The organism is Hoeflea sp. (genome assembly GCF_039975035.1).
In the GTDB taxonomy this organism is placed as follows: domain Bacteria; phylum Pseudomonadota; class Alphaproteobacteria; order Rhizobiales; family Rhizobiaceae; genus Hoeflea.
The window spans coordinates 1-11,980 of the sequence record NZ_JBDWHW010000044.1 but is presented as its reverse complement, the minus strand read 5'-3'; the positions used below and the strand labels follow the sequence as shown (position 1 = coordinate 11,980).

The following is an 11,980-nucleotide window of genomic DNA, read 5'->3' as shown; positions in this document are numbered from 1 at the left end:
AGCATGTCGCCCTCGGCCTCGCCGCCGGTGCCGGTGCCGGTGCCCAAATTGATCGTCACGCCTTGCGCCGACTGGCTGTACCGCGCCGTATCGATGCCGCTGCCGCCGATCAGCACATCTGCATCCGCGCCGCCTTCAAGCATGTCGTCTCCGCCATCCCCCGAAAGCACATCCATGCCGGTGAAGCCGAACAGCCGGTCGGCCTCGTCGCCGCCCGAGAGCACATTGGCAAAGCCGTTGCCGTAAAGAATATCGGCCTGGGCCGAGCCCTCGACATTCTCTATGTCGAACAGCATGTCGCCCTCGGCCTCGCCGCCGGTGCCGGTGCCATTACCCAGATTGATCGTCACACCTTGCCCGGACTGGGCATAGATCGCGGTGTCGATGCCCGCCCCGCCGATAAGCACGTCTGCGTCGGCGCCGCCCTCGAGCCGGTCGTTGCCGCCATCGCCCGAAAGCACATCCATGCCAGTGAAGCCGAACAGCCGGTCGGCCGCGTTGCCGCCCGAGAGCACATTGGCAAAGCCGTTGCCGTAAAGAATATCGGCCTGGGCCGAGCCCTCGACATTCTCGATGTCGAAAAGGGTGTCGCCTTGCGCCTCGCCAGCGGTGCCTGTGCCGTTGCCGAGATTGATTGTCACGCCCTGGGCTGACTGGGCATAGATCGCCGTGTCGGTGCCATCGCCGCCGATCAGAATGTCGGCGTCATCCCCGCCTTCAAGCCGGTCATTGCCGCGGTCACCGTAAAGAACGTCCATGCCGGTGAAGCCGAAGAGCGTGTCGGCCTCATCGCCGCCCGAGAGCACATTGGCAAACCCGTTGCCGTAGAGGATATCGGCATAGGGAGAGCCTGTTACATTCTCGATGCTGAACAGCGTATCGCCCTGAGCCTCGCCGCCGGTGCCGGTGCCGTTGCCCATGTTTACGATCACGCCCTGAGCGGAGCGGTAGTAGGTTGCGGTGTCGGTACCTTCACCACCGTTCAGAATATCGGCGCCCAGACGCCCCTCAAGCGTGTCATTGCCTCCGAGACCAAACAGTTCATTGTCAATCTCGTTGCCGGTTACGGTTTCCCCATTGCTCGTTCCGCTGAACTGGACACGATTGGAGATCTGGAAAACCGCTCCGCTGAGCGACGAAACCGTGATGCTCGGATTGCTCAGGACGACTTCGAAACTTTCTGTCGGTTCGACAATGTCGTCGCCCTGGATGGTCAGGGTGATATTGACGGAAGACTGGCCGGCAGCAAAATTCACAGTGCCCGATGGCAGTAGGCCATTGAGAAAATCCGCGGCATCCGCAGCATCGGGAGTGATCCCCTGGACAGCATAGTTGACACTCATGGCATCGGCCGTGTCGCCCGCGCGGACAACAGAGACGGACAATTGGGCCGTGGAGCCGGAATCGCCCTCAAAAACGAAACCATAGAGCGATCCCACACTCAATGCTATGTCGCCGTCATCGATGACGACACCGGACTGAGCCACGCTGGATCCGCTGCGAAACTTGGCGCCCACGCCCAGATCCGCCTGGACCAGAAGTGTCTCGTCTTGCTCGACTTCCTGGTCATTGAGGATCTGAACCGTAAAGCCTGCCGTGGTCTGGCCGGCTGCAATGGTAACCAGTTGATCCGCGCCGGAATAATCCGTTCCGGCTGTCGCCGTCCCGCTGAGGATGCTGAACTGCACATCAACGTTTGAACTGGCGGCCTTGGCAAGGGTAACCGTAAAGGTGGCTTGCCGCGCGACATCCGAGGCTTCCTCATCGATGGTGAAACCGGCCGGAGACAGGGTCGCGAAAATGCTTTCCTGCATCGTCGCCGTATCAATCACGACATCATCGAACTGTATCTGTTCGACATTGATGATGCTGTCGGTTCCAACCTTGACAACGCCGCCGCTTTTGACGACCGAACCGAAACTGGGTCGGCTGCCCGAATAAGTTACAACATCAAGCCCATCGCCACCATCGACAAGGTTGGTGCCGCCGCCGGTCATGGAGATGATGTCATCGCCGCCGAAGGTGAAGATCTGGTCGTTCTGCACGCCGTCGGTGACCTGGTTCGAGACCTCGTTTCCGTTGATGATCGAGTTGAAAGCGCCGAGCACGGAGCCCAGGAATGAGGTCTGCCCGACGGCCAGTTCGACGATCTTCGTGCCGTTGGCGGTCTGCTTGATGATCTCTTCCTGGCCGGTCGTGATCTCCTTGGTAACGGTGCTTGTCGGCCGGCCGTCGTTGAAGACCACGTCAAACGTCACCAGGTTCTTGGCGGTTCTGGTGACTTCAAGTCCGCTAATGGAGCCGGTGATCTGGAGTCCCAGAGGATCCTCGGTAAGCTGGTCGGGAAGAATGGTATCGACCAGAACGCCATCGAGCTTGACCTCAATGCGGTCGATAACGTCCTTGGAAACACCGGCTTTCTTGAACTCGTCAATCAAGTCTGCAGGATCCGTGAGCAGAACGGCATTGTCGCTATCGATGATGTTGAGCGAGTTCAGATCGGCCCCGTTTCCGATACCGTAGGCGCGGACTTCAATACGGGTTCCGTCGTTCAGTTGCTGCAGGTTGGCGCTGGCGCCGGTACCCTGTCCATCCGAGAGGAAGAAGGCGATGTTGATCGCGTTCTGATGATCGGCCTGGCTGTTGAACCAAGTTTCAGCAAGGCTCAATGCCTGGGTAAAGCTGGTCCCGCCACCGGCGCTCAGTGCATTGACCGCGGCAATGGCGCCCTGCGCATCAAGTGTGCCGGAACTCGTGGCGCTGCTGTTAAACGGTACAACGACGAAATCGCTGAAATCCGCCACGCCACGGCTGATCAAATCCTGCGTCAGCGTCTGATAGGCTTGCTGGGCAATTTGAAGATTGCTTCCGGACATCGAACCCGATTTGTCGATGATATAGGCAAAATTGTAGAGCGATCCGATAGCGGAGCCGGAAAGGGTGAACGTGTAGTCGATGTCGCCATCGAACATCCATGCTGGCGCCTCGAGCGTGGCGGCCCCAACCGTTGCGGTCCCGTCCACACTCTTGATGTCACCGGTTTCTCTGGTGTCCGGCCCGTCCTTGATCGGCAGCGGAACGATGAAAACCTCCGTGTCGGACGCGTTTGCCTTTTCAAAGATGGCGAACTCGAAATCCTTGAGGCTGTCGGTTCCCTCGTCCAGTCCGTCGCCGGCATTGCCATCGGCAAATGTGTAGCTGCCATCCGGATTTTCGGTAAACGTGAAGTCCTTGAACTCGCCAGAGAAGATGGCCTGGTCGACACCTGCGCCACCTTCCAGCCGGTCATCGCTGCCGCCACCGCGGATCTGGTCCTCGCCGCCCTGACCGATGATGCGCTCTTTGCGATAGGTGCCCTCGATGACGTCATTTCCGCCCAACGTCAGGAAGGAGTCCGTTCCCACAATGGCGTTTTCCGGCAGGGCCGCCGCGCCGGCCCCGTTGGTGTCAACACGGATGCTCTCCATGAAAGCGTCATAGAGATCCTTGGTTATCAGGACACCTGCATTTACCCCGCCACCGTTTTGAAACACATTGTTGGTGCCCCAGTGGTGGATTGCCGCGACAAGTTCTACATTTTCTCCAAACAGATCGTCGTCATACCAGACCCCGCTCCCGCTTTGGCCGCCTTGCGTGTCGACGCTTTCGTCATAGGTAATGCGAAGATCACCTGACTCCACTCCGTCAACTTTGCCGGTTGCGCTGTACAACGTTCTTGCAGTGTTGTCGTCGGTGCGCCCGTCCTGCGTGCCGTCGGAGAATGTGCCCGGGTATCCGGCTGTGGTAATCGTTTTCCCCTTGATGTCGTCAGCGTCAAGGAAAACGACCAGTCCCATCACGTTCTGCGCAGAGGCAATAGCTGTGTTGGTTTTCAGCAATGCAACGTCAGCCGTCGAAGGCCCGCCAGCTGCGGCATTGTATAGTCTCGGAAAGAAAGGAGCGCTGGTTGCGTTCAGACTTGTTGGTGCCGGAGTGCTGGCACCATTGGCAGTATGAACCACCCTGGGGCCCAAACCCGGAACATTGCTGCTCAGATTCACGCTTGCGCCAGCTGTCACTTCCGTCGCGCCACCGTTGTTCCATGCGACAACATGTGCGGCAGTCAGGAAATGTGATGGTGCGATCGCAATACCCGAGCCGACACCATTAAAGCTTGTGCTTACATAGGTCGAATCGATAGAGACAACGGCGCTATATGAGCCGGAAAAACTTGTTACGATTGTTCTATCTTCGTTGTTCATTTTGAATGCCCACTCTCATAGAAAATCAATTCGACATACGGTAAGCGTAAACAATATTTCCGCTCTTGCTGTCATAAACTGCAGCAAACAGATTTCCGTCATTGACAGCGACAGAAACAGTTTTTGCGCGAAACTGGTCAACCTGCTGATAACTGACCGGCGCTATCAGATCTTGGTAGAAATGCAGCCATGTTTCCGGGTAGGTTTGTGAGTGCCCGCCGAATGGTGACTCTGCGGGCGCAGCCATAACTGCCAAAGCCCCGCCGCTGGCTGCAACCACGCCTCCGGGCGCGATAAATGTCTCAAGCGCCGCTTCGTCATCCTGATCCAGCCGGTAGACTTCGATCGGCTGTTCTTCGCTGGTGCCACTGACAAACAAACGAGGCCAGGTCATGGAAAGCGAATTTACAGCTGGTCCGGCTGCTAACGCTTCCTCTGTGCGTTTCAGAAAAGCCTGTTCCCGGGAATTGAGGTCCTCGATCAATACCTGACCAGCTTTTGGTCCCGACAAAACTGCGACCGACAGATGAGCGGCATCAAGGGTGATTATGCTTCCAAGCCTGCGCGATGAAGCATCATCGAGACCCACGGCCCGCTTGAACCCTGCATCAAGAGAGAAGACGCCGACAGCGCCCATTCCGCGTCGGCTCGGCTCCCAATCCTGCAACCCCGCCGCAATGAATTTGCCATCGGTGGCGATGTTGACGCCGAAAAGATAGCCATCAGAGAGATCCCGCGAAGAAAGCAGGACCGGTCCGGATGCTGCGTCTTGAACGGGCTGGGCATAGATGGCGGACCGGCGAAGGTAGCCATCGTCTCCCGGCACTCGATCGTCGCTCGCCTTTGCGGACAAATGAAAGCCGCCGATCGCAATCAGGTCGCCCTTGACCGCAACGGAATATCCGAAGCCCGGGCGGCCGGGGCCGAACTGGGGGTCGTCCTCCGGCGGTTCGATGACACGCGCCCGCCGCCACTGGCCCTCATCTTGCTGGAACACATGGACCCTGCTGGCTCCGGGTTCGCCGACCACGAGGACATCCGCGTCCGCCGCGATGGCGGCGCCGAACGTCGGGCCGGCATCGGGCGCCAACTTGCCGATGTTCTCACGCTGCATGGCTGCCGCCGAAGCGCAGAGATGAAGAAGAAGCGCTGCAAGCAATGCGCCTGTCGGGGCAGTCCAGGACAACAAACGCCATATACCAATCCCAATCACGGCTCACACGTTCCCCGGAACACAACTCCTAACAAGAAGTAAACAACACCAGAGAATTTGAGGCAAGCAATAATTGCGGATAATTTCTTGTGGCACTCAGGATTGCATCAGCGTTGGGCCGGATTGAGCGGAAACGCTTGCGCCATGTTCTTGGAGATTATGTCCACGCCTTCCCGGCGGTCGGCATCCATAAAATCCGGGCCGTGTTGCTTGAGTTCACGATGCAGGAGGCCATAGCCTGGATGGGAGAGAAACAGCCGGGCATACTCCATCTTGTGGGCCTTGAGGCCTTCAAAGTGATGGTAGGGATTGTGATAGGGAAACGGACTTTGAAAATCGAAAATCACGACATGTCCGCCATCTGCAAGCACGCGGTCGATTTCGGAAACCACACGGAAATGCAGCGACGGGTCAACGAGATACATGCAGAAACCCAGGATCACCATGTCAAAGCTGGCGTCCTTGAACGGCAGGTCGTCGGCGGTGCCCACTTTTAGGTCAAGTCCAGGGAACCGGTTTGTTCCCTCCTCTATCGCCTTGCTCGAGGGGTCGATGCCGCTGCAGGTGGCACCCATTTTCTGTCTAAACCAGGCCAGCCTCCACCCGTTGGCGCTTCCGATCTCAAGAATTCTTGAAGGCTTGATGCCCAGACGCAGGACACTGGTGCACACCACATCCTGGGACGCCTCCTGCAAGGCGGCGGCGTTGCGCTCAAACCATTTGTCGGCCTCGCCTTGCCGAAATGTTTCAGTTTGAAAGCCCGACATCACTATTACCTTTTTGCTGCACTGCCGACGGCTTATACCCTGTCTCGGACGAGGCTGGAACCCCGCAGGTTATCGCGGGCCGGACCGAACTTCACAGGACACAATCGCGAAGCACACAAAAGCCGCACGCGATGTTCGCCAAAGCCCCGGTCTACGTAGGCAATGCGCGGTCTTTACCTTATGTTAATCTTAGGTTTGCGCCTCACAGATATCCTTGCTAACGTAAAATGAGCATTGCTGACGCGTTAAAAGGATAACGGGCTTGTTCAGACCCAGTTGGCGAATCTTGTCGTTCAGAAACATCGCCGAACTCGGAATCCTGTCCCTGTTCCTAAATGCTCTTATGCTTGTCGTTCCGCTCTATATGATCCAGGTCTATGACCGGATAATTCCGTCAAACTCCATGGAGACGCTGATTTACCTGTCGATGATTGCCGGCGTGGCGCTGGCGCTCGCGGGATTTCTTGATTACGCGCGCTTGCGTTATTCGAGCCGCCTGGCCGCGCAACTCGACACCCGCCTCGGGGAGCCCGTATTCATGGCGTCGCTTCGCACTGGAGAGGGCGCTTCAGGCGATGTCCAGCCGCTCAGGGATCTCGCAAGTCTGAAGGCTTTCATCGGGTCGCGCGCCATCGCGATCTTGTTCGACCTGCCGTTCGCGCCACTGTTTCTTGCCGCTCTGTGGCTGATCCACCCGGATTTCTTCCTGATCACCGCGTCGGGCTTGGCTTTTCTGATCGCGATCGCGTTGATCAACCAGCGCCTGTTCTCGCCATCGGGCGCCGAGGCGGCGCGTCTGTCGCGCGATGCCTTCGCCGCGGCTCAGGCCTTCGCCCGCAATACGGAGCTCATCCGCGCCCTGGGGATGAAACGCAATGCGGAAACGATCTGGGGCGACGACCAGGCAAACTCCGCTGCCATCGGCGACAATGCGGCCGGTATAAATTCCGGCTTCGGCGGCTTCTCGAAGGCTCTGCGTTTCGGGTTGCAACTGGCGATCCTCGGCTTCGGGGCCTACCTGGTCCTTCGCCAGGAAATATCGCCGAGCATGATCTTCGCGTCCTCGATCGTGGCGGGACGGGCAATTCAGCCGATCGACCAGCTGATCGGAAGCTGGCCGCAGATAGTTGCTGCGCAGCAGGCCCGGCAGCGTCTGGCCGAGACACTCTCGGCCGATCATCTCGACGAGGAAAAATTCGAACTCGCGCCGCCCCTCGGCACGCTGGCGCTGGAGGACGTCTCCTATGCGGTCGAGACGGGGGGCACACTCAAGTACATTCTCCGGCGCATCACATTCTCGATCAAGGCAGGGTCGGTTCTAGCCGTCATCGGACCCAGCGGATCTGGAAAATCCACGCTGGCCAGGCTCGTTTCGGGCGCCATCGACCCCGCATCCGGGGTTGTGCGGCTGGATGGCAACGATCTGCGCAACATGGACAATGAATTCCGGGGTCTGCACACCGGTTATCTGCCGCAATCGGTCGAACTGCTGCCCGGCACCCTGGCGCAGAACATTTCCCGCTTTGAGCCGGACGCGCCCGCAGAAGAGGTCCGGCGGGCGGCCGTGAACGCGCAGGTCGATTCCCTGATCAAACAGCTTCCGGAAGGCTACGATACCAAGGTTTCCGTCACCGGGAACGAGCTGTCCGGCGGGCAACGCCAACGCATCGGACTTGCGCGCGCTTTTTATCGCAATCCCGCATTGATCGTTCTCGATGAACCCAATTCAAGTCTGGACGAGGAGGGGGACAAGGCGCTTGCGCGTGCGGTGAGCAACGCAAAGAGGTCGGGGGCCACCGTGATCATTGTCACCCAGCGGCTCAGGATTACGTCGCTGGCGGATGAGGTGCTTGAAATCATCGATGGCTCGATTTCGGAAAAGGGCCCGCGTGATGAAGTGCTCGCCCGGATCGCCGAGCGCATGAAAGTACAGGCAGCCAGGCCCGCTCCGTCCGGCAAGAAAACTGAAGCCGCGGAGGCCGCAACTCAGCCTAGGTCCGAGATCGCATGAGCAGGACGATGAGCGACATCGACCCCCAGCCGAATGGTTGCCGCGACGGGTGCCGCAAGGACGCGCCCGCAGCGGGTCTCGATCGGACGTCATCATGAACCGCATGACCGATTTTCCTGGGGACCGACCATCCAACCCGCTTCCAGTTTCGCTCGCAGCCCTCAAGGAAAAACCGGCGCCCTACCCGAAGCCCACATGGCAATCGCGCGTGCCGACATCGACCCGCGGCTTGATGGGTCTGACCGGCATTATCCTTGTTCTGTTCCTCGGCGGGTTCAGCTACTGGGCAGCCTTCGCACCGCTTACATCGGCCGTCATCGCGTCCGGGGTGGTCGCTGCTTCGGGCAGGAACATTCCTGTTCAGCATCTCGAGGGGGGAATCGTCGAGGAAATCATGGTCAGCGAAGGGGACCAGGTTGCCCAGGGACAGGTCCTGTACCGCATGAACACGGTCGCGACCAGCGCGCTCCGCAACCGGCTGGCGAAGCAGATTCTAGATGCGGAGCTTCGCGAGCTGCGCCTGAAGGCGGAAAGGGACGACGCCGAAACCCTGAACGTGCCCGAGGATCTTCGCCGCCGGGCCGAAGAAGAGGGCTTGCTGGAACTGGCGAACGAGCAAGTCCGGGAGTTCAATATCCGGCTGGAGCGATATCTCTCGGAGACGCTGATCCTCAAACAGCGGGTGCAGATCCAGGAAGAAGCCATCGCGGGCCTGATGGCGGAGAAGTCGTCCCTGGACATCCGGATCGAGCTTTTGTCCGATGAACTCAAGGACAAACGCGGCCTGCTCGCGCAGGGGCTGACCAATCGCTCGGATGTCAACCGGCTCGCTCAGGATGAGGCGGAACTGATCGGTCAGGCCGGCATGATCGATTCGCAGATCACGGTTGCCCGGAGCAAGATCATCGAGGCGCGCGAGCAGGTGAGCTTCGCCCGCACCCAGAGGCTGGAAACGGCCATAACGGAGCTTGCCGAGTTGCGCAGGGTCAAGGAAGACCTTACTGAGCAGTTCCGCGCCAGCCAGGACACGCTTGCACGCGGCATCGTCACGGCGCCAGAGGATGGCGTTGTTCTCGAAGTCCGTGTAAACAACACCCCCGGAAGCGTGGTTGAGCCGGCGGCTGTCCTGCTCGTGCTCCTGCCAACCAGCAAGAGCTTGCTTGTCGATGCGCGGGTCAGCCCCGGCGATATTGATTCTGTCCATCTTGCCCAGGAGGCAAGGTTGAGATTTGTCACAGCCGGAAATGGCGAAACACCCGCGGTCGAAGCAAATGTGGCCTATATATCGGCGGACAAGTTCATCGACGCCACCACCAACACCAGCTTCTACGCGGTCAGGCTGGCAGTGCCCGAAGAGCTTCCGGAAGAGATGAAGGCGACGGGCGTGCTCCCCGGCATGCCGGTCGAGGTCTTCATCGAGACGGGCGAGCGAACATTCCTGCAGTATTTGATGCGCCGGCTGGTGGATTCCACGCAGCGGGCTTTCCTTCAGGAATGAGGCACTTCCCAGGAGACAAGCCGCGAGACCGGTAATTTCTCTGGGGTCGGACACGGGTTGTTGGGCTCGATCAGTCCATCACCATCGTTTTGATAGGAGACAAAGCGATGGCGGTGGAATGGACGATCACGATTGAGGGGAAGAACGAGTTCGGCGACGTTTGCCGGAAGGCGGTCCGTATCGACAAGAGTTGAGAACGTCTGCTTGACGGCGACATTGGCCTGTCGATTGAGGACGGCAAGACAATTATGACGGCGCTGCAAAGCGCAGTCAGCCCATGAGGCGGAGACCTACTCCCTCTTCCGTCGGGTCTGCCCGGACTGCCACACGTTCCGGCCGGTCAAGGACTACACATCACGCCGGATCCGAACCGTCTTCGGCACGGTGGAGGTCCGTAATCCTCGCTGGATGCTGTGCCAGGATTGCCATCCAAGCATGGACGGCGCCTTCGCGCCGCTGAAGGAAATCTGCCCCGATCGAGCGACGTCCGAACTGATGGAGCTGACTGCCCGTTTGGGAAGCATGGTTCCCTATCGGCAGGCGGCCAAGGTACTGGCCGAGTTCCTGCCAATTGAACCCACCGAGACGTACGCGACCGTACGCAAGCGGACCATCAGGATCGGCGAACGACTCGACGACCAGATTGTACGGGAAACATGGAAAGCGAGAGCTCAAGCGGATGACCGTCGCCAGCTTGAGATGCAGCTTTCCGGCGATCGCCGCAAGGAATTCGTCATCAGCATCAATACCGCTCAAGTTCGCAGCGCCGAGCCCAATGCAGCGCGAAACTTCGAGCTCGTCGTTGCCCGATGCGGCCGCGGAGGACGAGGCGAACCAGGTGGCCGCTATTTCGTCACCGGCAGCACCGCCCAGCAGGCAATTCACGATCGCGCCCTCCACGCGCTTGAAGGAGTCGGATATCGCGGCTTTGGCGATGTGACGGTGATTTCGGACGGCGCAGAAATTCTCAAGCGGGTGTCCCGCGCCATGCCGAAGCCGACAACCCACATCATCGACTGGTTCCACATCGCCATGAAAATCCAGCCCATGCAGCAGATTGCCGATCAAAACGCGCGATCGCAGCCCAGCCCCATTGAAGCGCTTCCAACCATCGATAGAGATATCAGAGCCGTGAAATGGCGTTTGTGGCACGGCCGCGTGGATCGCGCGATCCGGGACCTGGAGCGGCTCCTGGCGAAGCTGCAGGGATCACGGGAAGTAAGCGAGTTCTCGATCGCACGGCTGCACAGCCTCGGCGTTCAACTCCTGGCCTATATCCGCTCGAACCGTGGTGCGATTGTCGACTATGGAAAGCGTTACCGAGCCGGGCTCCGCGTCGCCACGACACTCGCCGAGTCGGCAGTGAATTCCCTTGTCGGCAAGCGGATGGTGAAGAGGTTCTGCCTCACTTTGTGTGATTCATCGGCTGTTAGCGACAATGTCGCTATGGGCGGGCATGCAAAAGAAATCGAAATGGTCGCCCGGCCCAGGGGTTAAGATTCTGGGTGTCACGCTCACTGTTGACGACGGGTGGGTTGTTTCCGCTGCTGGATCCGCGATCGGTGTCTGTCCCGATTGTGGCCTGCGAAGCCGAAGTAGGCATGGTTGGGCCCGCCGCAACCTCCAGGAACTGCCGGTCCAGGGCAAGCCGGTGACAGTGGAGCTGCTGCTGAGCCGCTGGCGATGTGCACATCGGGAATGCTCACGAAGAACGTTCACCGACCGACTGCCAACGGTAGCTGATCCATACGCGCGTCGGACGAGAAGGGTCGGAGAGATTGTCGGACTGCTCGGCCATAGCGCCGGCGGCCGTCCTGGCGAGCGATTAATGCAGCGGCTCGGCATGCCGGTCAGTGATGACCCCATCCTGAGGCAGTTGAAGCGGGATGCCGAGGTTGCTCATTGCAATTCCGAGATACGGGTGGTCGGAATCGATGATTGGAGTTGGCGGCGGGCGACGAGCTACGGAACCATCATGGTTGACCTGGAGCGACGCTCGGTTGTCGACATTCTGGATGACCGTAGCGTCGAGAGTGCGGCCAAGTGGCTGCGTGACCGTCCTTCCATCGAAATTGTCAGTCGGGACCGCTGCGGCCTGTATGCGCAGGCGGCTCGTGAAGGCGCACCGCAGGCCCAACAGGTCGCCGATCGGTTTCATCTGGTCCAGAACCTTCGCTCGGCCATCGAAGAACAGATGAGCCTTTCCGGGCGCGCCACCGGGAGGGCCATTCTTTCGGAGGACGCATTTGT

7 protein-coding genes and 1 pseudogene are annotated in these 11,980 nt (G+C 59.3%); 5 read left to right on the top strand and 3 right to left on the bottom strand.

Annotated features, from left to right (window positions below; genetic code table 11):
- The coding region (locus ABJN75_RS03625) for a Calx-beta domain-containing protein (RefSeq protein ID WP_348436949.1) at positions 1-3,836 on the bottom strand (3,836 nt) is incomplete at its 3' end.
- Positions 3,837-4,266: 430 nt separating this feature from the next.
- On the bottom strand, positions 4,267-4,878 hold the full coding sequence (locus tag ABJN75_RS03620; RefSeq protein ID WP_348436946.1) for a hypothetical protein: 612 nt from the start codon (positions 4,876-4,878) through the stop codon (positions 4,267-4,269).
- Between the two features lie 132 nt (positions 4,879-5,010).
- Here ABJN75_RS03620 and ABJN75_RS03615 point away from each other — a divergent pair, with 132 nt between their 5' ends.
- A complete protein-coding gene (locus tag ABJN75_RS03615; RefSeq protein ID WP_348436944.1) occupies positions 5,011-5,496 on the top strand; it encodes a hypothetical protein in 486 nt (161 codons plus the stop codon).
- 65 nt (positions 5,497-5,561) lie between these two features.
- Here the strand turns inward: ABJN75_RS03615 and ABJN75_RS03610 are convergent, their stop codons facing one another.
- Complete coding sequence (locus tag ABJN75_RS03610; protein ID WP_348436942.1) at positions 5,562-6,221, bottom strand: class I SAM-dependent methyltransferase; 660 nt, start codon at positions 6,219-6,221, stop codon at positions 5,562-5,564.
- Positions 6,222-6,483: 262 nt separating this feature from the next.
- Between ABJN75_RS03610 and ABJN75_RS03605 the strand changes: the two genes are divergently transcribed.
- The 4 genes and pseudogenes from ABJN75_RS03605 to ABJN75_RS03590 all read left to right on the top strand — a co-directional run.
- Positions 6,484-8,232 (top strand): type I secretion system permease/ATPase, encoded by a 1,749-nt coding sequence (locus ABJN75_RS03605; RefSeq protein WP_348436940.1) that lies wholly within the window; start codon positions 6,484-6,486, stop codon positions 8,230-8,232.
- Positions 8,233-8,326: 94 nt separating this feature from the next.
- Positions 8,327-9,730 carry an HlyD family type I secretion periplasmic adaptor subunit gene (locus ABJN75_RS03600; protein ID WP_348436937.1) on the top strand — a complete coding sequence of 468 codons (1,404 nt, stop codon included), beginning with the start codon at positions 8,327-8,329 and terminating at the stop codon, positions 9,728-9,730.
- A 300-nt stretch (positions 9,731-10,030) separates the two neighbouring features.
- Positions 10,031-11,227: pseudogene (locus ABJN75_RS03595) on the top strand (ISKra4 family transposase); the annotation flags it as partial.
- The coding region (locus ABJN75_RS03590; protein WP_348436935.1) for an ISL3 family transposase at positions 11,187-11,980 on the top strand (794 nt) is incomplete at its 3' end. The pseudogene ABJN75_RS03595 and the gene ABJN75_RS03590, both read left to right, overlap by 41 nt.

Coding starts and splice junctions, on each gene's coding strand:
- ABJN75_RS03610 (WP_348436942.1), bottom strand. CDS start 6,221: ATGTCGGGCTTTCAAACTGAAACATTTCGGCAAGGCGAGGCCGACAAA.
- ABJN75_RS03600 (WP_348436937.1), top strand. CDS start 8,327: ATGAACCGCATGACCGATTTTCCTGGGGACCGACCATCCAACCCGCTT.
- ABJN75_RS03620 (WP_348436946.1), bottom strand. CDS start 4,878: ATGGGCGCTGTCGGCGTCTTCTCTCTTGATGCAGGGTTCAAGCGGGCC.